The 24247-nt window shown below is 60.6% G+C and carries 19 protein-coding genes and 1 tRNA gene; 5 read left to right on the top strand and 15 right to left on the bottom strand.

Annotation, left to right across the window (positions count from 1 at the left end):
* Positions 1-41: 41 nt before the first annotated feature.
* Positions 42-117, top strand: a tRNA-Lys gene (locus JV201_RS22915).
* Positions 118-235: 118 nt separating this feature from the next.
* Here JV201_RS22915 and pstB read toward each other — a convergent pair.
* The 5 genes from pstB to lldD all read right to left on the bottom strand — a co-directional run bounded on the left by pstB (position 236) and on the right by lldD (position 5274).
* The gene (gene pstB, locus JV201_RS22910; protein WP_003209835.1) at positions 236-1015 is read right to left on the bottom strand and encodes a phosphate ABC transporter ATP-binding protein PstB; all 780 of its coding nucleotides are present in this window, start codon (positions 1013-1015) and stop codon (positions 236-238) included.
* The gene (pstA, locus tag JV201_RS22905; RefSeq protein WP_003209837.1) at positions 1015-1887 is read right to left on the bottom strand and encodes a phosphate ABC transporter permease PstA; all 873 of its coding nucleotides are present in this window, start codon (positions 1885-1887) and stop codon (positions 1015-1017) included. The genes pstB and pstA overlap by 1 nt, the downstream gene beginning before the upstream one ends.
* On the bottom strand, positions 1884-2879 hold the full coding sequence (gene pstC / locus JV201_RS22900) for a phosphate ABC transporter permease subunit PstC (RefSeq protein ID WP_003209839.1): 996 nt from the start codon (positions 2877-2879) through the stop codon (positions 1884-1886). Before pstC ends, pstA begins: the two co-directional genes overlap by 4 nt.
* A gap of 66 nt (positions 2880-2945) precedes the next feature.
* Entirely contained in the window at positions 2946-3962 is a 1017-nt protein-coding gene (pstS, locus tag JV201_RS22895; protein WP_003209841.1) for a phosphate ABC transporter substrate-binding protein PstS, read from the bottom strand.
* Between the two features lie 169 nt (positions 3963-4131).
* Entirely contained in the window at positions 4132-5274 is a 1143-nt protein-coding gene (gene lldD, locus JV201_RS22890; RefSeq protein WP_003209842.1) for an FMN-dependent L-lactate dehydrogenase LldD, read from the bottom strand.
* 107 nt (positions 5275-5381) lie between these two features.
* Between lldD and JV201_RS22885 the strand changes: the two genes are divergently transcribed.
* Complete coding sequence (locus tag JV201_RS22885; RefSeq protein WP_219406078.1) at positions 5382-6287, top strand: LysR family transcriptional regulator; 906 nt, start codon at positions 5382-5384, stop codon at positions 6285-6287.
* Here JV201_RS22885 and JV201_RS22880 read toward each other — a convergent pair.
* Complete coding sequence (locus tag JV201_RS22880; protein ID WP_219406077.1) at positions 6284-8242, bottom strand: PAS domain-containing sensor histidine kinase; 1959 nt, start codon at positions 8240-8242, stop codon at positions 6284-6286. The two genes, JV201_RS22885 and JV201_RS22880, sit on opposite strands and share 4 nt — an antisense overlap.
* A 359-nt stretch (positions 8243-8601) precedes the next feature.
* Between JV201_RS22880 and JV201_RS22875 the strand changes: the two genes are divergently transcribed.
* The 3 genes from JV201_RS22875 (at position 8602) to nadA (ending at position 12866) form a co-directional block, all read left to right on the top strand.
* On the top strand, positions 8602-9888 hold the full coding sequence (locus tag JV201_RS22875) for an OmpP1/FadL family transporter (protein ID WP_008432395.1): 1287 nt from the start codon (positions 8602-8604) through the stop codon (positions 9886-9888).
* Positions 9889-10016: 128 nt separating this feature from the next.
* A complete protein-coding gene (locus JV201_RS22870; protein ID WP_257903255.1) occupies positions 10017-11588 on the top strand; it encodes a lactate dehydrogenase in 1572 nt (523 codons plus the stop codon).
* 219 nt (positions 11589-11807) lie between these two features.
* A complete protein-coding gene (gene nadA / locus JV201_RS22865; protein WP_003209852.1) occupies positions 11808-12866 on the top strand; it encodes a quinolinate synthase NadA in 1059 nt (352 codons plus the stop codon).
* Positions 12867-13710: 844 nt separating this feature from the next.
* Here nadA and JV201_RS22860 read toward each other — a convergent pair.
* From JV201_RS22860 to arcC, 9 genes are all read right to left on the bottom strand, one after another.
* Positions 13711-14199 (bottom strand): RDD family protein, encoded by a 489-nt coding sequence (locus tag JV201_RS22860; protein WP_003220044.1) that lies wholly within the window; start codon positions 14197-14199, stop codon positions 13711-13713.
* 95 nt (positions 14200-14294) lie between these two features.
* Positions 14295-14507, bottom strand: a complete 213-nt coding sequence (locus JV201_RS22855; RefSeq protein ID WP_003220045.1) for a cold-shock protein — start codon at positions 14505-14507, stop codon at positions 14295-14297.
* Positions 14508-14897: 390 nt separating this feature from the next.
* Positions 14898-16022, bottom strand: coding sequence for a glycine cleavage system aminomethyltransferase GcvT (gcvT, locus tag JV201_RS22850; RefSeq protein WP_219406076.1), 1125 nt, complete (start codon positions 16020-16022; stop codon positions 14898-14900).
* Between the two features lie 39 nt (positions 16023-16061).
* A complete protein-coding gene (locus JV201_RS22845) occupies positions 16062-17438 on the bottom strand; it encodes an L-serine ammonia-lyase (protein ID WP_003220047.1) in 1377 nt (458 codons plus the stop codon).
* 141 nt (positions 17439-17579) lie between these two features.
* Positions 17580-20426 carry an aminomethyl-transferring glycine dehydrogenase gene (gcvP, locus tag JV201_RS22840; protein ID WP_219406075.1) on the bottom strand — a complete coding sequence of 949 codons (2847 nt, stop codon included), beginning with the start codon at positions 20424-20426 and terminating at the stop codon, positions 17580-17582.
* Between the two features lie 10 nt (positions 20427-20436).
* Complete coding sequence (gcvH, locus tag JV201_RS22835; RefSeq protein ID WP_003220049.1) at positions 20437-20820, bottom strand: glycine cleavage system protein GcvH; 384 nt, start codon at positions 20818-20820, stop codon at positions 20437-20439.
* A 402-nt stretch (positions 20821-21222) separates the two neighbouring features.
* Complete coding sequence (locus JV201_RS22830) at positions 21223-22731, bottom strand: sigma-54-dependent transcriptional regulator (RefSeq protein ID WP_102605962.1); 1509 nt, start codon at positions 22729-22731, stop codon at positions 21223-21225.
* 199 nt (positions 22732-22930) lie between these two features.
* On the bottom strand, positions 22931-23293 hold the full coding sequence (locus JV201_RS22825; protein ID WP_003220051.1) for a DUF5064 family protein: 363 nt from the start codon (positions 23291-23293) through the stop codon (positions 22931-22933).
* A gap of 18 nt (positions 23294-23311) precedes the next feature.
* Positions 23312-24241 carry a carbamate kinase gene (gene arcC, locus JV201_RS22820; RefSeq protein ID WP_219406074.1) on the bottom strand — a complete coding sequence of 310 codons (930 nt, stop codon included), beginning with the start codon at positions 24239-24241 and terminating at the stop codon, positions 23312-23314.
* Between the last annotated feature and the right edge of the window lie 6 nt (positions 24242-24247).

Raw genomic sequence — 24247 nt, 5'->3', positions numbered from 1 at the left:
ATAATCCTTAGAAATCAGTATTATACGCGCCACCACACAGCGGGTCGTTAGCTCAGTTGGTAGAGCAGTTGGCTTTTAACCAATTGGTCGTAGGTTCGAATCCCACACGACCCACCATTTTTGGCGGTTTAGAAAATCCGGAAGGCCCACGCAAGTGAGGATTTCCGGGTTTTTTTTTGCCCAGTAAAAAGCCGATCACTCTCGCGACAGAGAGTGATCGGCTTTTTTGTTAAAGCTAGCCAAACCGCCCGGTGATGTAGTCCTCGGTCTGTTTCATCTTCGGCTTGGTGAAGATCTCATCCGTATTGCCATGCTCAATCAGTTCGCCCATGAACATGAACGCGGTGCTGTCGGATACCCGCGCGGCCTGCTGCATGTTGTGGGTCACGATGATCACCGTGTATTGCTCTTTCAGCTCGGTGATCAACTGTTCGATACGGCCGGTGGAAATCGGGTCGAGCGCCGAGGTCGGTTCATCCAGCAACAATACCTGCGGGCGCAGAGCAATGGTGCGGGCGATGCACAGGCGTTGCTGTTGTCCGCCGGAAAGACTCTGGGCGCTTTGTTTGAGTTTGTCCTTCACCTCATCCCACAGCGCGCCGCCGCGCAAGGCTTGCTCGACTCGATCATCCATTTCCCGGCGCGACAGCTTTTCGTGGTGGCGCACGGCATAGGCGATGTTGTCGTAGATCGACATCGGGAACGGCACCGGCTTCTGGAAGACCATCCCGACGTGGCTGCGCAGGCGGTTCATCGAGTAGCCGGGGGCGAGGATGTTTTCGCCATTGAGCAGCACTTCACCGCGGGCTTCCTGCTTCGGGTACATCGAGTAGATACGGTTGAACACCCGCAGCAAGGTCGACTTGCCGCAGCCCGATGGGCCGATGATCGCGGTGATGCGTTTTTCCGGAATGTCGATGTCGATGGATTTCAGCGAACGCTGGTTGTTGTAGAAAAACTCCAACCCACGGACACGGATTTTGGTTTTTTCAGGATCAAGGCGGGTCGATTGCATCAGTGGGACCTATTGCGCAAAAGAATCAGGCGAGACAGCAAGCTCAGCACCAGCACGAACATCGTCAGTACCAAGGCGCCTGCCCATGCGAGGGAGTGCCAGTCATCGAAGGGGCTCATGGCGTACTGGAAAATAACCACCGGCACGCTGGCAATCGGCTTGAGCAGGTTGCTGCTCCAGAACTGGTTGCCGAAGGCGGTGAACAGCAGCGGCGCGGTTTCCCCGGTAATCCGCGCCAGCGCCAGCAGGATGCCGGTCACCACGCCGGCCTTGGCCGCTCTCAACACGATCTGCAACGTCAGTTTCCACTGGGGTACGCCCAGGGCCAGGGCCGCCTCGCGCATGGTGGAAGGTTGCAGTTGGAGCATCTCGTCGGTCGTGCGCACCACCACCGGAATCACCAGCAAGGCCAGCGCCAGGGCACCGGCAATGGCGGAGAAACCTACCTGGTGATTGGTCAGCAGGTTCAGCGGCAGGATCACCCCGGTGTAGATGAACAGGCCCAGCACGATCGACGGCGCGGACAGCAGGATGTCGTTGATGAAACGCACCGTGGTACCCAGGCGCGAGTGCCGTGCGAATTCCGCCAGCCAGATACCGGCCATCAGCCCGATGGGCGTGCCAATCAGCAGCGCAATCCCGGACATCAGGGCGCTGCCATAAAACGCGTTGGCCAGGCCGCCGTCTGTTCCGGGTGGCGGCGTCATCTCGGTAAACAGGCGCAGGTTGAGCGCCTGAAAGCCGTTGATGATGGTGGTCAGCAGAATCCACGCCAGCCACAGCAGGCCAAAGACTGTCGCGCCACAACTGAGCAGCATGGCCACCCGGTTCTTCAAGGCACGCTTGCGGTACAGGCGTTCGTTGCTGCTCATAGGCCCTCCTTGCGGGACAGGCGCATGAGCATCAGCCGCGCCAGTGCCAGCACCACGAATGTCACGATAAACAGCAGGAAGCCCAGGGCGATCAGCGCCGAACGATGCAGGTCGGTGTACGCCTCGCTGAACTCGTTGGCGATGACGGACGCGATGGAACTGCTGGGCATCAGCAACGAGGCGGAGAACTGTTGCGCGTTACCCAGCACGAAGGTCACGGCCATGGTTTCACCCAGGGCGCGACCGAGGCCGAGAAAGATCCCGCCGACCACGGCCGAACGGGTGTAGGGCAGGACGATGTCCCACACCACTTCCCAGGTAGTACTGCCCAGTGCGTAGGCCGACTCCTTCAATTGAGTCGGCACACTGCGGAACACCTCATGCATCACCGACGTGATGAACGGCGTGATCATGATCGCCAGCACGATGCCGGCGGTCAGCATCCCGATGCCCAGCGGCGGCCCCTGGAACAGCGAGCCAATAAACGGAAGCGCACCCAGGTAGTCATTGATCCAGGGTGACAAGTGTTCAGCCATAAAGGGCCCGAAAACAAACAGGCCCCACATGCCATAGATAATCGAGGGAATGCCCGCGAGCAATTCAACGGCGGAGGCGACCGGCATTCTGAGCCAGGGCGGCGCCACTTCGGTGAGGAAAATCGCGATGCCGAAACTCACCGGCACCGCAATCAGCAACGCCAGCAACGAGGTGACCAAGGTGCCGTAGATCGGTACCAGGGCGCCAAAGTGGTTGTTGACCGCATCCCACTCGGTGCTGGTGATGAAACCGAAACCGAAGGTCTTGAAGGCCAGGCCACCGCCCCACAGGGTGGAGGCGGCGATGCTTGCCAAGAGCAGCAGCACCAGCATCGCGGCCCCGAACATCGAGCGTTTGAACCACAGATCGTGGCGCTGATCGCGAGCGGCGCGGCTATCACCCGACACGTCGCTTGCGTGAGTAGTCATAACCAGGGGTTGCACGGTGTCGTTCATATCAGAAGTGCTCACCCGCCTCCATCAAGCATGCACATGCTTGAGGAAGGGGGCTATAGAGGCGGATCAGTGGGCGAAGTCAGACTTCCAGTAACCTTCGATCCGGGTCACGAGGGAATCGGGCAACGCTACGTAGTCCAATGCCGCAGCCTGCTGCTGACCTTTCTCCAACGACCATTTGAAGAAGTTGAAAGCGGCCTGGCTTTGCTCGGCGTTTTTTGCCTGCTTGTACATGATGATCCAGGTGGTCGCCGTGATCGGCCACGCGTTCTCGCCCGGTGCGTTGGTCATGATCAGGTTGAAGTCATGGGCGTTGGCCCAATCGGCAGTATCAGCTGCTGCCTGGAAGGCCTTGGCGTTGGGCTCGACGAATTTGCCGGACGCGTTCTTCAGTGAGGCGTAGGTCATCTTGTTTTGCAGGGCGTAGGCGTATTCAACAAAGCCGATGGAGTTCTTGATCTGCTTCACGTAGGCCGAAACACCTTCGTTACCCTTGCCGCCCACACCGACCGGCCACGGCACGGTGGTGCCGAAACCGATTTTGGTTTTCCAGCCATCACTGACCTTGGAGAGGTAGTTGGTGAAGTTGTACGAGGTGCCCGAGCCGTCCGAGCGGTGGACCACGGTGATATTCGCGCCCGGCAGTTTCAAGCCGGGGTTGAGGGCGGCAATCGCCGGGTCGTTCCAGGCCTTGATGTCACCGAGGAAGATCTTCGCCAGCACATCACCATCGAGTTTCAGCTGGCCAGCTGCAACGCCCTCGACGTTCATCACCGGCACGATGCCGCCAATCACGCTTGGGAATTGGCCGAGGCCGCCGGCCTTCAGTTCATCCGCCGACAGCGGCGCGTCGGACGCACCGAAGTCCACGGTAGCCGCCTTGATCTGGGCGATACCACCACCGGAGCCGATGGACTGGTAGTTGATCCGGTCACTGGAGCTTTTGCTGTATTCCTGGGACCACTTGGACAGCACCGGGTAGACGAAACTGGAGCCTGCGCCCGTGACGTCAGTGGCGTGAGCGACACCACTCAGGCACAGGGCAGTGAACAACACTGACAGACTCTTTTTGGTCAGCAACATCACGACGACACCTCAAAGGAAGGGGGCAGGTGGAGGACTCCACCTGCCTGGGACGTGACGATTTAATTCCTGAAATGTGTCTGTTTAATGACGGTTTGGCTTTATGAAGAAACATTTAGAAATATCTGTGGGCGACCCCGGAATGGATGCTCCGAGGTCGCTGCACTGATCAACCCTGGCTGCGCACCAGGATCGACTCATCGATCTGGGCGATCGACGTGACTCCGGTCAACGTCATGGCCACGCGCATTTCCTTGGCGAAGATATCCAGCAGGTTCTCCACGCCACGCTGCCCGTCGGCGGCCAGTGCGTAAGCCTGTGCACGGCCCAGCAGAACGCCCTTGGCGCCCAGCGCGAGCATGCGCACCACGTCCAGCCCCGAGCGTACGCCGGAGTCCACCAGCACCGTCAGATCGCTACCCACGGCTTGTACGATAGGCGCCAGTGCCTTGGCTGTGGACAGCACGCCATCCAGCTGGCGCCCGCCATGGTTGGAGACGACGATGCCGTCGGCACCAAAGCTCACCGCGTCCTTGGCATCCTGTGGGTCGAGGATGCCTTTGATGATCATCGGGCCTTTCCAGAATTCGCGGATCCACTCCAGGTCTTTCCAACTGATGGAAGGGTCGAAGTTGTTGGCCAGCCAGCCGATGTAGTCCTTCAGTTGGGTGGGCTTGCCCAGGTACTTGGAGATGTTGCCCAGGTCGTGGGGACGACCCAGCAGGCCCACATCGAAGGCCCAGGCCGGTTTGGTCATGGCCTGCAGGATTTGGCGTTGCGGCCCGTAGGCGCCGGACATACCCGAATGGGCGTCGCGATAACGCGCGCCGGGGGTGGGCATGTCGACCGTGAACACGAGGTTTTTCACCCCGGCGGCCTGGGCGCGCTCCAGGGCGTTTTTCATGAAGCCGCGGTCTTTCAGCACATACAGCTGAAACCAGATCGATTGCGGGCTCTGGGACGCCACTTCCTCGATCGGGCACACGGAAACGGTCGACAGGCAAAACGGAATGCCCTTGTTCGCTGCCGCCTTCGCCGCCTGGACTTCACCACGCCGGGCAAACATGCCGGTCAGGCCCACCGGGCTGAGGACCACCGGCATCGCCAATGGCTGGTCGAACAACGTGGTTTCAAGGCTCAGGCTTTCGACGTTGCGCAGGATGCGCTGGCGCAGGCTGATATCCGACAGGTCCGAGCTGTTGGCCCTGAGGGTGTGTTCGGCGTAGGCGCCGCCGTCGATGTAGTCGAACAGGAAACGCGGCAGTTTGCGGCGGGCGGCTTCGCGGTAATCCGATGCAGACGAAATGATCATGAACAGTGATGCCCCGAGTGAAGAAAACGGTGGGGTGAGGATAGACAAAGGCCTTTCATGGTAAAAACAACTTTTCCAACTTGAATCAAGTCGCAAACGGAATACTCATGAACCTTCGTACGTTGCTGGCCTTTGTCGAAGTAGTTCGCCAGGGCAGCTTCTCACAAGCAGCCGAGGTGGTTTCGCTCACCCAGTCTACCGTCAGCAAGGCGGTCAAGACTCTGGAAGATGAATTGGGCACGCCGCTGTTCAATCGCATCGGCCACAAGAGCGAGCTCACGGCCGCCGGCGAAATTGCCTACCGCCGAGCGCTGGTGTTGCTGGCGGAGCGCAGTGACCTGGTGGCCGAGATCAACGACTTGCTGGGGCTCAAGCGCGGTGTATTGCGCATCGGCTTGCCGCCGGTGGGCAGTGGGGTGCTGTTTGCGGCGATGTTTGCCTTGTATCGGCAGCGCTATCCGGAAATCGAGATCGAGCTGATCGAGCATGGCAGCAAGAAGTTGGGCGAATGCCTGGAGGCCGGGGAGGTGGACCTGGCCGCGTTGCTGGTACCGGTGGCGGGAGAATTTGAATATCAGGATGTGCGCGTCGAGCCACTGATGGTGGTGATGCCGATCGACCATCCTTTGGCCGGGCGTAAAAGCGTCGATTTTTCCGACCTGGCTGACTCGCCCTTTATTCTGTTCGAGGCCGGGTTTGCGCTTAACCGGATCATTCTCACGGCCTGCGAGCGCAGAGGCGTAGTCCCGCGTATCACCGCCCGCAGTGCGCAGATCGACTTTATCGTCGACCTGGTTGCCGCAGGCCTGGGGGTCGCGTTTCTACCGAGCATGCTGGCTTACAAACACCTGCACGCCGGCATCGCCCTGATCCAGCTGGACGAGCCCCAGACTGATTGGCACATCGCCCTGGCCTGGCGGCGACAGGCGCACTTGCCACCGGCGGCGCGGGCCTGGCTGGATCTGGCCCTGGAGATGGGGAATGTTCCGGACGCGACCCGGCCTGCGGTCTAGCCTTGTGCGACCAGGGGCAGGCGGCTCTTGACGACTTTTTGCAGCAGCAGGGCCAGCACCTCGGTGGAATACGGCTTCTGCAGCAAGACAAAACGGCTGGCATCTTCCTGGGCGATACGCGCGTATTCGTCGTTGTAGCCGGTGGTGAGCACCACCGGCAGCCATGGGTACAAGGCTTCGATTGCGTCCAGCAACTCCAGGCCACTCATGCCGGGCATGGAGATATCGGAGAACACCACCTGGAAGCTTTCTGGGTTGGGGGCCAGGGCTTCCAGCGCGCTGTTCGCATCCGGCACCCACAGCACGTGAAAGCCCATCTGTTCCAGGGTTTGCGAGGTGTACAGGCCCACATCGGCGTTGTCCTCGACCATCAGCACGCACAAGCCTGAGATGATGGGCGAAGCGCTGGTGTCTTGAGGTACCGGCATGGCACTTGGCTCGACCTTGGGCAGGTACAGCGTAAATTGGCTACCCCTGCCGCACTCGCTCTGTACCAGGATTTCCCCGCCTGATTGCTTGGCGAAGCCGTACACCTGGGACAAGCCCAGGCCGGTGCCCTGGCCGATACCCTTGGTGGTGTAGAAGGGCTCAAAGATCGCGTCGAGTTTTTCCGGCGGGATACCCGAGCCGGTGTCCGCCAGTTCGATGGTCACGTAATCGGCGACACGTACCGGGTGAGCGCGAACCGAGGGTAGCCAGCTTGCCGTCGAAACGGTGATGGTCAAATGCCCGTTGCCGGCCATGGCATCCCTGGCGTTCACCACCATGTTGACCAGCGCGGTATCGAACTGGCTTTCGTCGGCGTTGATAAAGCAGGCGTCGTCAGGCACCTGGATGCTTACCTTGACCCGTGAACCGGTCAGGCTGTCCATCATCTCGCCCACCCGCTTTACACTTTCGCCGACGTTGAACACCTCGGGTCGCAAAGCCTGGCGGCGGGCGAATGTGAGCAACTGGGCCGTCAGGCGGGCCGCGCGATCGACCGTGCTGGCGATGGCTTCCACGTATTTCACGCGGCGTGCTTCGCTCAGGGCAGGTGGCTTGAGCAAGTCGGCACAGGACTTGATCACCGTCAGCAGGTTATTGAAATCATGTGCGACACCGCCAGTGAGTTGGCCGATGGCTTCCAGTTTCTGTGACTGACGCAGGGCGTCTTCCGACAGTCGCAGGGCTTCCTTGGCTTCTTCCTCAGCCTGGATATCACGGCCCACGGCGTGGATGTAGTCGCTGTCGGGCACGGCCGTCCAGGCGATCATGCGGTAGCTGCCGTCCTGGTGGCGGTAACGGTTCTTGAAATTGGGGAAGTTCTTGCCATCGCCCAAACGGCTGACCGCCGAGGATGAGACGGCCAGGTCGTCGGGGTGAACCAGGGCCAGCAACTGGCTGCCCACCAGGTCGTTTTCGGCGTGGCCGAGCATGCGTGTCCAGGCCGGGTTCACGGCGGAGATCACACCGTCGAGTTGTGCCACCAGCATCAGGTCCGGCGACAGGCGCCAGATACGGTCGCGATCGCGAGTGCGTTCGACCACCCGCTGTTCCAGGGACTCGTTGAGTTTGCGCAGGGACTCTTCGGCTTCGCGCAGGGGCGTGATGTCCCGGGACACGCAGAGGATTTTCTCCGGCAGGCCGTCACTGCCCATGATCGGGCTGACGTTCACGTGCCACCATTTAAGGTTGCCGGCCAGGGTGTGGGCAGCGCCGACAAAGCTGGCATTGCGACCGGCCTTGGCGGCCTCAACGGCAGCCTTGGCATCGAGATTGCCCTGGTCGTGCCAGAAGTCGGGCCAGGGGCAGCCGCGGATCGCATTGAAGTCGCTGACTTCCATGATCTGCTTGCCGCCTTCGCTCATGAAGGTCAGGCGGGCGTCGAGGTCCAGCACCTTGATGCAATCGTTGATGCTGGCAAGCACGCGTTCGGTGAAGGCTTCGCTGTGGTTGAGGCCCGCGGCGGACAAATCACTCTCGCCAGATTCAGGTGGGCTGTTTGTCTCAGGACCCGTCCCGATAGTGCTATTCATTTGAGTGCTGCCACACGTGTTAAATGGCCGTCATCATGTCATTGCGACACTTATATCACCAGCGCCTTCACGCATATTCGATGGCAGGCAATCCGGCCTGCTGCAAGCGTGACGGCGAGATTAAAACCCGTCAGTCATATTCAGGTTCCGGGGTCTGAATAAGTGCTGGAAAAACCGTCGAAGTCTTTGAAAGAAATAGGATTGTCGGACAATTTTGCGCATGAAAAACTCTTCATAATTTGCCCGCTCGAAGATTGGTAGCTTCCTATCGCTGCCCAATAATTCGAGTTCTAATAATGAATAAAAAACTCTTCAAGAGCGCTTTGGCGCTGTCGATTTCCCTTGCCTCCACTTCCTTGTTTGCCGGTGGTTTCGCCCTCAACGAACAAAGCATCAGTTCAATGGGGACCGGTTACGCCGGGCGTTCCTCCTCCGCGGATGACGCCAGCACGGTGTTCGGCAACCCGGCGGGCATGTCTCGCCTCAAGCAGAATGAAGTGAGCATCGGGGCGACCTACCTGGATGCCAAGTCGAACATCAAGGACGCCAGTTCCAGCCAAGGTGGCGTGGACAACCCCGGCACCAACAAAGGCGATATGGTCCCCGGCATCGCCGTACCGATGGGCTACCTGGTGACGCCGATTGATGAACACTGGGCGTTTGGCCTGGGAATCTACGCGCCGTTCGGCCTCGTGACCGACTATGAACACAGCTTCCAGGGCAATGGCTTTGGCAACAAAAGCAAGGTTCAAGTCATCACGGTGCAGCCAACCGTCAGCTATGCCTTCAACGACAAGGTTTCGGTGGGCTTCGGTCCGACCTTCAACCGCATCAGTGGCGAACTGGACTCCAAGGTCCCGGCATTTGGCCTCGGCACGGAAAGCGTAAAGGTCAAGGGCGACGACACCGCCACCGGTTTCAACGCCGGTATCCTGGTGCAGCCGATTGAAAGCACGCGCATTGGTGTGACCTACCACTCGCAGGTTGTGTATCACCTGTCGGGCAAAACCAACGCCTCGGGGGTGCTCACCGACCTGGTGGATGGCGGCCCGCAGCGGTATGACGCCAAGCTGGATGTCACCACGCCGTCGTCCGTGGACTTCTCGGTCACCCATAAACTCAACGATGACTGGACCCTGTACGTCGGCAGCACCTACACCCGCTGGAGCCAGTTGAAGAAGATTACGATCAACAACAGTGGCGTCTCTGACCTCGCCACCGAACTGGCCGGCCTGAACTCCATCACCGAAGAACAGCACTGGCATGACACCTGGTCTCACGCCATCGGCCTGTCGTACCAGTTGAACAAGCAACTGGTGCTGCGTACCGGCTTTTCGGTGGACCAGACGCCCACCAACAACACCGACCGGTCCGTACGTATTCCTACGGGCGATCGCACGGTGTTCAGCTTGGGCGCCGGCTGGACGCCAGTGGATAACCTGACCTTCGACGTCGCTTATTCCTACCTGAAAGAAGAGCCGATCAAGGTCCGCGACAATAATCCGCAACTGGCGCTGACCTACGACGCCAAGTATGAAAACAGCGCCAACGGTTTCGGCGGTTCGGTGACTTACCGCTTCTGATGCACCGGAAGAGGGCAAAGAGTCAGTTTTCTGACATGGCTCTTTGCTAGCAATTGTATCGGTTGCGCTACCAAACCTTCCCTGTCTTGGTTAAATTGGCTGCAATCCAGCTCAAGACAGGGATCGTCATGACTACGCTTTCGCCGATCAGCTCCGCCATCGCCCTTACCAATCGACCCGCCGTTACCCCGCCAGCTACGCAGGCGCCAGAAACGGACGCCGCTGCCGTGCGACCTTCCTCGGTGGTCAGCCTTGGCAATGTCACGGTGGACGTTCAAGCCGAGACGTATTCCCGCAACGGCCAATTGCCCGGCCATGGGCCGATCAATGCCTGGGAAAGTGACAGCGACGATGCGGTCACCAAAGCGATCAGCACGAATTTCCCTGCACTGCCCAGAGGCACAGGCTTCAGCGGCCTGGGCGCCACCCTGATTGAGCAATTTGCGAAGAGCGGTACCGACATTTCCCAGTCGGCGCTGAGCACCAGCTCTTCCAGGACCCAAAGCCCCGCCGAACTCAAGGTTCAACAGGCGCTGCTGCACAGCAGGGCCGACAACCTGGTCAGCCTGACCGTCAAGACGGCCAGCGGCAAGACCGTCACCTTCAGCCTGGCCAGCCAGTTGGGAGGCCTGGCCGCGCAGGCGAAGGTGGACGGTGGCGCCCTCAGCGCCGCCGAACTCAAGGAAGTCGCCAAGTTGGGCGAAGCCTTCCAGGACGCGATCGACGGCCTGGCCGCCCAGCCGCCGAAACTCGAGCTGAGCAAGCTGACGCAGTTTGATTCCAGCGTATTGGCTTCGGTGGACCTCAGCGGCAAATTGAAAGTGAGCAATACTGACGACCTCACGCTTGCATTCCATGCGGACAGCCAGGGCCGCACCACGCGCATGAGTAGCCCGGCGGGGGAAGTGAATCTCTCGGTCGACCTGAAGAACGCCGGCATCCTCGGCAACGCCAAGCAACAGGCAATCGCGCTGAAAAGCTACCTGGCCCAGTTCGACAAGGCCCAGTCGCGGGGCAAAGCCGATGCTGACCTGATGGCGATGTTCAAGGATGCGTTTACCGCCATGAACAGCAACTACCCGCAGGGCGCCAAAGCGCCTGCGCCGCTGACCCGCAGCGCGGCAGATCAAGGCCTGCTGACGGGCCTGGCAGATTTCAAGGCCTCCATCAGCCAGGCGGCCAGCTCCCCCAACCCGGCGCGCCCAGGGGAAACCGATACGTTTGCCTATGGGATTTCCCAGAAAACGCGCATCGGCGGCAATGACCTCTCCAATCGCACGATCGATCAGGTCCAGCGATCAAGCCTCAAGGCCAGTTTCCATCAGGGCCTGGATGGCGGGAAGCCGCCGGCTTTCGATACCAGGCGCGAGTCGCAGAACTACCTCTATGTGCAGGTCGACGACAAGGCCAGCAGTGCGGCGAACATCACCTACAAGGATGGCTTCCTGACCAACGCCTCCGTGGACCAAAGCGCCAGCCAGAACACCCGCACCCAGCGATACGAGATGGCTCGACTGGTTAAAGACAGCGTGGTACCGAACGAGGCCACCAGCCATCGCGACTACCTGGTACTGCTGGAATATGCGGCGCGGGAAGGCAAGAGTGCCAAGGGCGCCGATGAAACCATCCTGAAGGATGCCCTGGCGAACATGCATCAGTGGGCGTTGCTGCAAGACGATCCGTCCGCTTTGCCCGGTTAAACCGGTCGTTGTAAAAAAGGGAAACCCCTGGCCGGGTTTCCCTTTTTCATGCCTGGCCGAATCCCAGATTAGGCTTTTGAAACCATTCGATATTCTGTAGCCTTGCGCAGCTTCACCGTGCTTGATGAACACAATCACTTCGTCCGGCGGCGCCCGAAAGGCTCCAGAGCCGGTGGTACACTCGACTTTCGCGCAACTGCGCCTGCAGGTCTTGCGAACATGACGCAAATTTCCGAACGCCTTCTGGTCCAAGCCCACCTCGACGCCAAGCAGCCCAAGGTGCTGAGCGCCGAAGAAGAGGCGGGCTACCGCGCCGCCATCGCCGCCGAGCTCAAGGCTCAGGACGCGGTGCTGGTGGCACACTTCTACTGCGACCCGGTGATTCAGGCCCTGGCCGAAGAAACCGGTGGTTGTGTGTCTGACTCCCTGGAAATGGCCCGCTTCGGCGCGGCGCACCCGGCCAAGACCGTATTGGTGGCGGGCGTGCGATTCATGGGGGAGACGGCCAAGATCCTCACGCCTGAAAAACGCATCCTGATGCCGACACTGGAAGCCACGTGCTCTCTGGACCTTGGCTGCCCGGTGGATGAGTTCTCGGCATTCTGTGATCAGCACCCTGAGCGCACCGTGGTGGTTTATGCCAACACGTCGGCGGCGGTGAAAGCCCGTGCTGATTGGGTGGTGACTTCCAGTTGTGCGCTGGAGATTGTCGAAAGCCTGATGGATAACGGCGAGACGATTATCTGGGGGCCGGACAAGCACCTGGGCACCTATATCCAGCGTCAGACGGGTGCAGACATGTTGCTGTGGGATGGTGCGTGCATCGTGCACGAGGAGTTCAAGTCCAAGCAGTTGGAGGACATGAAGGCGTTGTACCCGGACGCGGCGATTCTGGTGCACCCGGAGTCGCCCACTTCGGTGATTGAGTTGGCGGATGCGGTGGGGTCTACCAGCCAGTTGATTGCGGCGGCGCAGCGGTTGCCGAACAAGACGTTTATCGTGGCCACCGACCGCGGCATTTTCTACAAGATGCAGCAGCTGTGCCCGGACAAGGTGTTTGTCGAGGCGCCGACGGCGGGGAATGGGGCGGCGTGTCGCAGTTGTGCGCATTGCCCGTGGATGGCGATGAATACCCTGGAGCGCACGCTGCAGTGCTTGCGTGAGGGGAGTAATGAGATTTTTGTTGAGCCTTCGGTGATTCCGCAGGCGGTTAGACCGCTGAAGCGGATGTTGGATTTTACTCAGGCGGCTCGGTTGAGGTTGGCGGGGAATGCTTGATCTTGTTTGAGTACATATCCGTTATTTAGGTAACGGCCGCTTATGGTTCCGCTCTTACAGCGGGTCACTTTTGGCAAACGCCCCAAAAGTAACCAAAAGGTCTTTGCCCCACCACTCGGTGCCTCGCTTAGGCTCGGCATGCCCGCACTCCGGCCCGGTTCCGCGGGCCGCCGCGACGGGCCATCCATGGCCCGGCGCGGCTAAATCGGCATCCCTGCCGATTTACCCGCTCCATCGTGCCTACTTGCGGCCATCGTGGTTAACGGGGCCCGCAGATCAAGATCAAAAGCAGATCAAAAGCACAGCGGCCTCCCGGCCGGCTTGAGTGTTAAAAGCAAAAGCAAAGACCAGAGCGAAAACAGATCTGCTTTTATGTGGGAGCGGGCTTGCTCGCGAAAAACCTGAGAGCGCCGCGTTGAATCAGGATGCCCACGTCATCGTTAACGACCTTCGCGAGCAAGCCCGCTCCCACATTTGGACCGTGCCCGCTTTAGCTTTTGATTTTGTTCTTCAACACTCAAGCCGGCCGGGAGGCCGCTGTGCTCTTGCTGTTGATCTTGATTTTGATCTTAGGCGCCCCGTTAAACCACGCTGGCCGAACGCAGGCTTTGGAGCGTGGGTAACCCGGCAGGACGCCGGGTTAGCCGTCCTGGGCCAGGGATGGCCCATGACGGCGGCCCACGGTCCAAAGCCGGAGTGAGGGCACACCGAGCCTAGGCGAGGTGCCGAGTGGTGGGGCAAGAGCGTTTTGCTTACTTTTGCGCTTTTCAAAAGTGAGCCGCTGTAAGAGCGGAACCAATAGCGGCCATCACCGCAGCAACGGATATGCCCCCAATCTAAAAACCTACTTCTTTTTCTTCGGAACCCGCACCAACCGCGTGTCCGAATAAATGTCATGCCAGCCACGCTTCTGCTTGTCGAACAACGACCAGATAAACCCAAGCCCCAGGCACAACCACGAAGCAATCGACACCACAAACCGCAACAACGCCTGCCACAGACTAATCCGCGACCCATCAGCGTTCTGCACCCGCACCCCCCAAACCTGCATCCCCAGGGTCTGCCCCGAGTGCGTCCAGAACTTGGCAAAAAACCCAAACAACACAAAAAACAAAATCGTCGACAACAGCGGATCACCATCCAGCGCGCCAGACTCAGACAGCGCCCGCAGCTTGGCCTCACCGACAAACCCCATCCACACCAGCTTGTAGATGAAGGCCGTGACGATCAGCAGGGCGGTGCACAACAGGAAGTCATAGAACATCGCTGCCAGACGACGGCCCAGGCCTACGGCGGGAAACTCGCCTTGGGGGCTCAGCAGGTGTTTCGACATGGCATGGCTCTCGGCAGGAAAAAAGCCATTTTACGGAAGAACGCCCATAAAAAAGCCCCTGATGTCATATCAGGGGCTTTTTGTCGCAGCAAGGATCAGCCTTCTGCTTGTACTTCGTCGGCTTGCATGCCTTTCTGGCCTTGCACCGCGATGAAGGTCACTTTCTGGCCTTCTTTCAGGCTTTTGAAGCCGTTGCCCTGAATAGCGCGGAAGTGGACGAACAGATCCGGACCGCTTTCTGGAGTGATAAAACCAAACCCTTTTTCGTCGTTAAACCACTTGACGGTACCGCTCTGACGATCAGCCATTTTCTTATTTCCTTGACGCAAAAAAATTAATGACAGCCCCTTTCACATGAAAGAGTACTGGGCTGGGTTGCAGGAAAGTAAGAGACGTCGAACGGGTTGTAGCAAACTTTGGCTACTGCCCAGGTCCAGGTTCAAAGCGACCCATGCAAACACAGTGGGCAAACTCTACGCCAACTAATACAGAAAAAACAAGCCCCGGCAAAACCCCAGGTTTTGCTCGGCCTCGTTACACTTCTGTCCACAATGTGGAACGCGTTTATTCGATAGAATTCGTCACTTGTTATAGGTGACTGAACATAACATTGACTATCGTCAATGCACTTTAATGTGGCGGTTGCGTTACAGATTAGTGCACGTTAACGCAACCGCGTTACTTATAGGAACAGTCAATCAACCACGGTAGTAACGTTGTGGTACGAATGGCATTTTACTTACACGTAGTGGCACCTTTTTCCCACGTACCAACGCAGATACTTCGGTATCCAGTGCGATGAAAGCGCTGTCCAGATAACCCATGGCCAGCGGGCCGCCCAGGCTCGGGCCAAAACCGCCGCTGCAGACGCTGCCGATCACGGTGCCGTGTTCGTCGACGATTTCTGCGCCTTCACGGACCGGCGTGCGTTCCCGTGGCAACAGGCCTACGCGTTTGCGGCTGACGCCGGTTTGTTGCTGGGTGAAGATCGCATCGGCGCCCGGGAAGCCACCGGCGCGTGCGCCATCAGCACGACGGGCCTTGGAAATTGCCCACAACAGGCTGGCTTCAATCGGCGTGGTCTCGGTGTTCATGTCATGGCCATAAAGGCACAGGCCGGCTTCCAGGCGCAGGGAGTCGCGGGCGCCCAGGCCGATGGCCTGTACTTCGGTTTCGGCCAGCAGGCTGCGGGCCAGGGCCTCGGCGTTCGCGGCCGGTACCGAGATTTCGAAGCCGTCTTCGCCGGTGTAGCCCGAGCGGCTGACGTAACAGTCCACGCCCAGCAGGCGGGTCGGTGCGAATTGCATGAAGGTCATGTGCTTGACCTCCGGCGCCAGGCGCGCCAGCACGCTGACGGCAGCCGGGCCTTGCAGGGCCAGCAGGGCGCGTTCCTCGAACAGTGGCTCGATGGTGCACTGGTCACCGATGTGCTGGCGCAGGTGGGCCAGGTCCTGGTCCTTGCAGGCGGCGTTGACCACCAGGAACAGTTCGTCGTTACCCAGGTTGGCGACCATCAGGTCATCCAGGATGCCGCCTTGCTCGTTGGTGAACATCGCATAACGCTGCATGCCCACCGGCAGGTCGATGATGTCCACCGGCACCAGGGTTTCCAGGGCCTTGGCGGCACCGGCGCCGGTCAGGCGGATCTGGCCCATGTGCGACACATCGAACAACCCGGCTTGTTCACGGGTGTGCAGGTGTTCTTTCATCACGCCCAGCGGGTATTGCACCGGCATGTCGTAGCCGGCGAAGGGCACCATGCGTGCGCCCAGTTCGATGTGCAGGGCGTGCAACGGGGTTTTCAACAGGGTTTCGGTGGACATATTCAGCTCCTGAAAAACGTGCGGACGCGCTTATAGGCGTCAGCACTCGATAATGTTGACCGCCAAACCGCCACGGGCGGTTTCCTTGTATTTGCTTTTCATGTCGGCGCCGGTCTGGCGCATGGTGCGGATGACCTTGTCGAGGGACACGAAGTGTTGCCCGTCGCCGCGCAGGGCCATGCGCACCGCATTGATGGCCTTGACCGAACCCATGGCGTTGCGCTCGATGCAGGGCACCTGCACCAGCCCGCCGATGGGGTCGCAGGTCAGGCCGAGGTTGTGTTCCATGCCGATCTCGGCGGCGTTCTCCACCTGGGAAACCGTACCGCCCAACACTTCACACAGGGCGCCGGCAGCCATGGAGCAGGCCACGCCGACTTCTCCCTGGCAGCCGACTTCGGCGCCGGAGATCGAGGCGTTTTCCTTGTACAGAATGCCGATGGCTGCGGCGGTGAGCAGGAAGCGCACCACTCCGTCTTCGCTGGCCCCCGGGATAAAGCGCATGTAGTAGTGCAACACCGCTGGCACAATCCCGGCCGCACCGTTGGTGGGCGCCGTCACCACGCGCCCGCCATTGGCGTTTTCTTCGTTGACCGCCAGGGCGTACAGGTTGACCCAGTCCAGCACCGACAGCGGGTCGCGCAGCGCCGATTCCGGGTGCTTGCACAGTTGGCGATGCAACGCGGCGGCGCGGCGCTTGACCTTCAGCCCTCCCGGCAAAATCCCTTCGTTGCGACAGCCCGCGTCCACGCAGTCCTGCATCACCTGCCAGATCTTCAGCAGGCCGGCGCGGGTTTCCGCTTCCGGGCGCCAGGCGCTTTCATTGGTCAGCATCACCTGGCTGATGGACAGCCCATAGGTGGCGCAATGGCCGAGCAAGTCCTTGGCACTTTTGAACGGGAACGTCAGGGGCGTGGCGTCTTCGACAATCCGGTCGTGGCCGGCGGCGTCTTCATCCACCACAAACCCGCCGCCCACCGAGTAGTACTCGCGGCTGCGAATCTGCAAGCCGGCGGCGTCGAAGGCGCGGAAGATCATGCCGTTGGGATGATAGGGCAGGGGTTTGCGAATCATCGCCAGGTGTTCTTTCTCGTTGAACGCAATGCTGTGTTCGCCGAGCAGGTTCAAGCGTGCGTTGCCGCGAATTTCCAACAGGCGGGCGGCAACGGTTTCGGTGTTCACGGTATCCGGGTGCTCGCCTTCCAGGCCCAGCAATACGGCCTTGTCACTGCCGTGGCCTTTGCCGGTGGCGCCGAGTGAGCCGTAGAGCTCCACCTTGACGCAGGTGGTGGCGCCCAGCAGGTTGTCGCGCTTCAGTCCCTCGACGAATCGAGCGGCAGCGCGCATCGGGCCGACGGTGTGAGAGCTGGAGGGGCCGATGCCAATCTTGAACAGGTCGAACACGCTTAAAGACATGGTTGTTCTCCGGTTTCTTATTATTGATCGGATGTACGCGGTCCAATGTGGGAGCGGGCTTGCTCGCGAAAGCGGCGGGTCAGTCACCAGATGTATCAACTGACACTCCGCATTCGCGAGCAAGCCCGCTCCCACATCAGGTTACGCGTAGCTCTCGATCGACGGGCAAGCGCACACAAGGTTGCGATCGCCAAACACGTTGTCGACCCGGCCAACCGGCGGCCAGTACTTGGCTTCGATCAACGACGCCACCGGGTACACCGCTTGTTCACGGCTGTATGGGTGGCTCCATTCGCCAACCAGTTCCGCGGCAGTGTGTGGCGCGTTTTTCAGCGGGTTGTCGTCCTTGTCCAGCGAGCCATTTTCCACCGCGCGGATTTCTTCGCGGATGGCGATCATCGCGTCGCAGAAGCGGTCCAGTTCTTCCCTGGATTCGCTTTCGGTCGGCTCGATCATCAGGGTGCCAGCCACCGGGAACGACATGGTCGGCGCATGGAAACCAAAGTCGATCAGGCGCTTGGCCACGTCATCCACGCTGATGCCGCTGCTGTCTTTCAACGGGCGCAGGTCGAGGATGCATTCGTGGGCCACCAGGCCGTTGCTGCCGGTGTACAGCACCGGGTAGTGCTCTTCCAGGCGACGGGAAATGTAGTTGGCGTTGAGGATCGCCAACTGCGAAGCGCGCTTGAGGCCCGCGCCGCCCATCATGCTGATGTACATCCAGGTGATCGGCAGGATGCTCGCGCTGCCGAACGGTGCGGCGCAGACCGCGCCTTCCTTGCGTTCCATCGCGGCATGGCCGGGCAGGAACGGCGTCAGGTGGGATTTGACGCCAATCGGGCCGACGCCCGGGCCGCCACCGCCGTGGGGAATGCAGAAGGTCTTGTGCAGGTTCAAGTGGGACACATCGCCGCCGAACTTGCCCGGGGCGCAGAGGCCGACCATCGCGTTCATGTTGGCGCCGTCGATGTACACCTGGCCGCCGTTGTCGTGAATGATCCCGCAGATTTCGCGGATGCCTTCTTCGAACACGCCATGGGTGGACGGGTAGGTGATCATCAGCGCAGCGAGGTGCTCGCGGTGCTCGATGGCCTTGGCACGCAGGTCTTCGATGTCGACGTTACCGCGTGCATCGCAGGCGGTGACCACGACGCGCATGCCGGCCATGTTGGCGGTGGCCGGGTTGGTGCCATGGGCCGACGACGGGATCAGGCAGATGTCGCGGCGTTCTTCGCCACGGCTCTGGTGATAGGCACGGATGGCCAGCAGGCCGGCGTATTCGCCCTGGGAACCGGCGTTCGGTTGCAGGGAAATCGCGTCATAACCGGTGGCCGCGCAGAGCATGGCTTCCAGTTCGCTGGTCAGTTGCTGGTAGCCGGCGCTTTGCGAGGCGGGGGCGAACGGGTGCAGGGCACCGAACTCAGCCCAGGTCACCGGGATCATTTCGCTGGCGGCGTTGAGCTTCATGGTGCACGAGCCCAGCGGGATCATGGTGCGATCCAGGGCCAGGTCCTTGTCGGCCAGTTTGCGCAGGTAGCGCATCAGCTCGGTTTCGGAGTGGTAACGGTTGAACACCGGGTGGCTGAGAATCGGCGACTGGCGCAGCAGGGCGGCCGGCAGGGTGCTTTCAACGCTGGCAGCCAATGCGGCGAAGTCCGGCAGGGCTTTACCGCCGGCGAACACGCTCCACAGGGTTTCGATGTCGGCTTGGGAGGTGGTTTCGTCCACCGACAGGCCAACGCGTTCGCCGTCGACCACACGCAGGTTGATACGCTGGGCGCGAGCCTTGTCGTGCAGGGCAGCAGTTTGCGCGCCGGTCTTGATGGTCAGGGTGTCGAAGAAGTTGGCTTGTTCAACCGCCAGGCCCAATGCGCCCAAGCCTTTGGCGAAGATCGCGGTCAGGTGGTGAATGCGGTTGGCGATCTGGGTCAGGCCTTTCGGGCCGTGGTACACGGCATACATGCTGGCGATGTTGGCGAGCAATACCTGGGCGGTGCAGATGTTGCTGGTGGCCTTCTCGCGGCGGATATGTTGCTCGCGGGTCTGCATGGCCAGGCGCAGGGCCGGCTTGCCGAAACGGTCCACGGAGACGCCTACCAGACGGCCCGGCATGTCGCGCTTGAACGCATCCTTGGTGGAGAAGTACGCCGCATGCGGGCCACCGAAGCCCAGCGGCACGCCGAAGCGTTGCGCGCTGCCGATGGCCACGTCGGCGCCGAACTCACCCGGCGGGGTCAGCAGGGTCAGGGCCAGCAGGTCGGCGGCCACGGCTACCAGCGCATTGGCGGCGTGGAAGCGCTCGGTCAGTTCGCGGTAGTCGAACACGTCACCGTTGCTGGCCGGGTATTGCAGCAGGGCGCCGAAGAAGGCGCTGACGTCGGTCAGTTCACGCTCGTCGCCCACCACCACGTCGATGCCCAGCGGCTCGGCACGGGTGCGCAATACGTCGAGGGTTTGCGGGTGGCTGTGCACGGAGGCGAAGAACGCGTTGCTGCCTTTGTTCTTGCTCAGGCGTTTGCAGAAGGTCATGGCTTCGGCAGCGGCGGTGGCTTCGTCCAACAGCGAGGCGTTGGCGATCGGCAGGCCGGTGAGGTCGCTGATCAGCGTCTGGAAGTTCAGCAGCGACTCCAGGCGGCCCTGGGAAATCTCCGGCTGATACGGCGTGTAGGCGGTGTACCAGGCCGGGTTTTCCAGGAGGTTGCGCAGGATCGGCGACGGTGTGTGGCAGTTGTAGTAGCCCTGGCCGATGTAGGTCTTGAACAGCTCGTTCTTGGCGGCAATCGCCTTGATCGAAGCCAGTGCGTCGGCTTCGCTCAGGCCGTCGCTCAGGCCCAGCACAGCGGTGCCCTTGATGCTTTCCGGGATCACGCTGGCGCTCAAGGCTTCCAGGGAATCAAAGCCCAGGGTGGCGAGCATGTGTTGCTCGTCGTCCTGGCGCGGGCCGATGTGGCGGGCGATGAATTCGTTGGCGGTGGTCAGATTAGTCATGGCGCGCTCCTCAGGCTTCAGCGTTGGCTTTGATCAGGCGGTCATACGCATCCTGATCCAACAGCTTAGCTACTGCGTCGGCATCAGCCGGTTTAAAGCGGAAGAACCAGCCTTCGCCCATCGGGTCTTCGTTGACCAGCTCGGGGCTGCCGTCCAGCTTGTCGTTTACTTCGAGGACTTCGCCGTCCAATGGCATGTATACGCCGCTGGCGGCCTTGACCGATTCAACGGTGGAGGCTTCTGCCCCTTTGTCGTAGGACTGCAGCTCAGGCAGTTGCACGAAAACCACATCACCCAGCGCGTTCTGCGCAAAAGCGGTAATGCCCACGGTCACGCTGCCGTCGGCTTCGGCGCGCAGCCATTCGTGATCTTCAGTAAAGCGCAACTCGCTCATGGAAACTCCTCAGGGCCAGATTCGTCTGGTGGACGGGATTGGAATAATGGGGAGTTGCTTAGCAAAATTGCGGCCAATGTTTTTTTATCGTTATAAAACAATTAGTTACTGATTATGGCGGGTGATGTTCGGAAGGTGGTTGTAGCGATATCGCTACAGCTGGACCGTTGAAAAAAAGACTATGAGGATCAAAGCCTTGCATGGCGACGCCTACGACGGTGTGTATCGATATCGTTCCACTGTAGCGCTTTCAGTACGGGCGGAGGTCGCTTTTGAGGGCGCCGTAGATCAAATGTGGGAGCGGGCTTGCTCGCGAAAGCGGTATGTCAGTGCCGAATGTATTGACTGACCCAACGCATTCGCGAGCAAGCCCGCTCCCACATGTTGATCGCGTGCAGTCAGTCAGGGCTTGTTGGGAATGCCGTACTTGCGCAAGCGGTGGGCAATGGCGGTGTGGGAGGTTTGCAGGCGGCTCGCCAGCTGGCGCGTGGACGGATAGCTGACATAGAGCTTCTCCAGCAACCCGCGCTCGAAATCCTCCACGGCCTGCTCCAGGCTGTCGACTTCACCATCGTTCTGCCGCGCCACCGAGGTGCCGGCGATGTCCAGGTCGCCGATGTCCACCAGGCTGCTTTCGCAAATGGCCGCGGCGCGGAAGATCACGTTCTGTAATTGCCGCACGTTGCCCGGCCAGCGGTTGCCCAGCAGCGCCGGGTAGGTGCCCGGCGCCAGGCGGCAGACCGGGCGCTGGATCTGCGCGCAGGCCTGCTGCATGAAGTAGCGGGCCAGCAGCAGGATGTCCTGGCCGCGCTCGCGCAGGGGCGGCACTTCGACGTTGAGCACGTTGAGGCGGTAGAACAGGTCTTCGCGGAAGGTGCCTTCGCTGACCATCTTTTCCAGGTCGCGGTGGGTGGCGCTGAGGATCCGCACATTGACCTTCACCTCACGGTCGCCGCCCACCCGGCGGAAGCTGCCGTCGTTGAGAAACCGCAGCAGCTTGGCCTGCAAGTAAGGTGACATCTCGCCGATCTCGTCGAGGAACACCGTGCCCTGGTTCGCCAGTTCCATCAGCCCCGGCTTGCCGCCGCGCTGGGCACCGGTGAAGGCGCCGGGGGCGTAGCCGAACAGTTCGCTCTCGGCCAGGTTCTCCGGCAGCGCCGCGCAGTTCAGGGCCAGGAACGGCGCGCTGTGGCGTGCGCTGATGGCGTGGCAGGCACGGGCCACCAGCTCCTTGCCGGTGCCGGTCTCGCCCTGGATCAACAACGGTGCATCCAGCGCCGCCACCCGTTGCGCCCGCGCCTTGAGGGTGCGGATCGCCGGAGACTCGCCCAACAACGCGTCGAAACCTTCGGCGTGGTCATGGTGCAGCGCCGACAGTTGTTCGCCGATGCGGTTGGGTTGGTACAGGGTCAGCAGGGCGCCGGCGTCGGTGATCGGCGTGGCGTCCAGCAGCAGGGTCTGGCCGTTGACGCTGATTTCCCGCAGGGCCAGGCGAAAGCCGTGTTCCAGCAGGGTGGCCAGCAGGGTTGGGTCGTCGAACAGTTCGTTGATGCTTTCCCCGGCGGGTTCGCGACCGTACAAGGCGATCAGCGCCGGGTTGGCCAGCAGGATCTTGCCGGCGCTGTCCAGGGCCAGTACCGGGTCGGTCATGGCGGCGAGCAGGGCGTCGAGTTGCAGGTGCTGGCGCTGGCCGGGGAGGATGTCGACCACGGTCACGGCTTGCACGCCGCGCACGCTGAACAGTGCATCACGCAGCTCTTCCAGTACCTCGGCGCTCAAGGTTGGCGCGTCGATGTAGACGTTGGGCGGAACCATTTCCACCGCATCCAGGTTCAGATTGCGCCCACCGAGCAAGGCCAGGACTTCCTGGGTGATGCCGACGCGGTCGATGAAGCTGACGTGGATACGCATGGGGCCGTTTTTGGTTCTGGCGAGCGAGAGGTGGCAAGTATGCCTTGGAGAAGATAGAGATCAAAATGTGGGAGCGGGCTTGCTCGCGAATGCGGTGTGTCAGTCACCGGATGTATCAACTGATACACCGCATTCGCGAGCAAGTCGAATCGTCGCACCGCCGCTCCCACATTTGATGGTTGGTGCCTGGGAAATCAGGTTATTCGAGGTGTTCGGGTTTGACCGGATCCCCAGGCTTCACATCCAGCTGATGCCGCACATCCTCAAACATCAAATCGTACTGCTTGTGCATCTGGCCATTGAGCACGGCAATCTTCGGCATGCCGTACTTCTGCGCGATGTTCATCGCCTGCCGGGCGAAGTCGAACGACTGGTCCTTGGGCAGGAAGAACTCTTCCTTGAGCTCCTTGCCCTGCACCGTGCCGTGCATCTTGAAGAGCATTCCCTTGCCTTCCTTTGGGTCCTGGCTGACTTCGTAGTCGATGCACAGGTTGTAGCTGTAGTCATCCTTGTTCAGCGCGTGGCGTTCGATGTGCAGGTGACCAGGTTCAAAGGTAGCCATAGGCGTTTCTCCTCTACTTCACAGGTAGGTGATGCCAGGTTTTGCGGTACTGATGCGGGTGCCGGCGCTGCCCTGGACAATCGCTTCGATGTCCGAGAGTGAACCGATCACTGCGGTTTTTCCAGTCTGGCGGGCGAACTCGCACGCGGCCTGGACCTTGGGTCCCATGGAGCCGGCAGCGAAGCCGAGCTTTTCCATTTCGTCCGGGTGCGCCTGGCCGATGGCTTTCTGGGTGGGTTTGCCGAAGTCGATAAATGCCGCATTGACGTCGGTGGCGATCACCAGCAAATCGGCGTCCAGTTGCCCGGCCAGCAACGAGGAGCACAGGTCTTTGTCGATCACGGCTTCAATGCCCTTGAGCTTGCCGTCTTCGCCATACATCGTCGGAATCCCGCCGCCACCGGCGCAGATCACGATGCTGCCTTTTTCCAGCAACCACTGGATCGGGCGGATTTCAAAGATCCGCTTTGGCCGTGGGCTGGCCACTACGCGGCGATACTTGTCGCCATCGGGGGCAATCGCCCAGCCTTTTTCGGCGGCGAGTTTTTCCGCTTCGGCCTTGGCGTAGACCGGGCCGATAGGCTTGGTCGGGTTCTGGAAGGCCGGGTCCTTGGCGTCCACTTCCACCTGGGTGAGCAGGGTGGCGAACGGCACTTCGAAGTCCAGCAGGTTGCCCAGTTCCTGTTCGATGATGTAGCCGATCATGCCTTCGGTTTCGGCGCCCAGCACATCGAGCGGGTACGGCGACACCTGGGTGTAAGCCGCCGCTTGCAGCGACAGCAGGCCCACTTGCGGGCCATTGCCGTGGGCAATCACCAGCTCGTTGCCTTTGTGGATCTTGGCGATCTGTTCGGTGGCGATGCGGATATTGGCCCGTTGATTGTCTGCGGTCATGGGTTCACCACGGCGCAGAAGGGCGTTGCCGCCCAGTGCAACGACGATACGCATATAAGG

The sequence above is a fragment of the Pseudomonas sp. Colony2 genome (assembly GCF_019382755.1).
Classification (GTDB): Bacteria; Pseudomonadota; Gammaproteobacteria; order Pseudomonadales; family Pseudomonadaceae; genus Aquipseudomonas.
The sequence above is the reverse complement of the archived record's forward strand: the minus strand, read 5'-3'. Positions and strand labels throughout refer to the sequence as shown.

What these genes read in the sequence shown, in the direction of transcription:
- pstB (WP_003209835.1), bottom strand. Translation starts at nt 1,015, where the DNA reads ATGCAATCGACCCGCCTTGATCCTGAAAAAACCAAAATCCGTGTCCGT.
- pstA (WP_003209837.1), bottom strand. Translation starts at nt 1,887, where the DNA reads ATGAGCAGCAACGAACGCCTGTACCGCAAGCGTGCCTTGAAGAACCGG.
- pstC (WP_003209839.1), bottom strand. Translation starts at nt 2,879, where the DNA reads ATGAACGACACCGTGCAACCCCTGGTTATGACTACTCACGCAAGCGAC.
- pstS (WP_003209841.1), bottom strand. Translation starts at nt 3,962, where the DNA reads ATGTTGCTGACCAAAAAGAGTCTGTCAGTGTTGTTCACTGCCCTGTGC.
- lldD (WP_003209842.1), bottom strand. Translation starts at nt 5,274, where the DNA reads ATGATCATTTCGTCTGCATCGGATTACCGCGAAGCCGCCCGCCGCAAA.
- JV201_RS22885 (WP_219406078.1), top strand. Translation starts at nt 5,382, where the DNA reads ATGAACCTTCGTACGTTGCTGGCCTTTGTCGAAGTAGTTCGCCAGGGC.
- JV201_RS22875 (WP_008432395.1), top strand. Translation starts at nt 8,602, where the DNA reads ATGAATAAAAAACTCTTCAAGAGCGCTTTGGCGCTGTCGATTTCCCTT.
- JV201_RS22870 (WP_257903255.1), top strand. Translation starts at nt 10,017, where the DNA reads ATGACTACGCTTTCGCCGATCAGCTCCGCCATCGCCCTTACCAATCGA.
- nadA (WP_003209852.1), top strand. Translation starts at nt 11,808, where the DNA reads ATGACGCAAATTTCCGAACGCCTTCTGGTCCAAGCCCACCTCGACGCC.
- JV201_RS22860 (WP_003220044.1), bottom strand. Translation starts at nt 14,199, where the DNA reads ATGTCGAAACACCTGCTGAGCCCCCAAGGCGAGTTTCCCGCCGTAGGC.
- JV201_RS22855 (WP_003220045.1), bottom strand. Translation starts at nt 14,507, where the DNA reads ATGGCTGATCGTCAGAGCGGTACCGTCAAGTGGTTTAACGACGAAAAA.
- gcvT (WP_219406076.1), bottom strand. Translation starts at nt 16,022, where the DNA reads ATGTCCACCGAAACCCTGTTGAAAACCCCGTTGCACGCCCTGCACATC.
- JV201_RS22845 (WP_003220047.1), bottom strand. Translation starts at nt 17,438, where the DNA reads ATGTCTTTAAGCGTGTTCGACCTGTTCAAGATTGGCATCGGCCCCTCC.
- gcvP (WP_219406075.1), bottom strand. Translation starts at nt 20,426, where the DNA reads ATGACTAATCTGACCACCGCCAACGAATTCATCGCCCGCCACATCGGC.
- gcvH (WP_003220049.1), bottom strand. Translation starts at nt 20,820, where the DNA reads ATGAGCGAGTTGCGCTTTACTGAAGATCACGAATGGCTGCGCGCCGAA.
- JV201_RS22830 (WP_102605962.1), bottom strand. Translation starts at nt 22,731, where the DNA reads ATGCGTATCCACGTCAGCTTCATCGACCGCGTCGGCATCACCCAGGAA.
- JV201_RS22825 (WP_003220051.1), bottom strand. Translation starts at nt 23,293, where the DNA reads ATGGCTACCTTTGAACCTGGTCACCTGCACATCGAACGCCACGCGCTG.
- arcC (WP_219406074.1), bottom strand. Translation starts at nt 24,241, where the DNA reads ATGCGTATCGTCGTTGCACTGGGCGGCAACGCCCTTCTGCGCCGTGGT.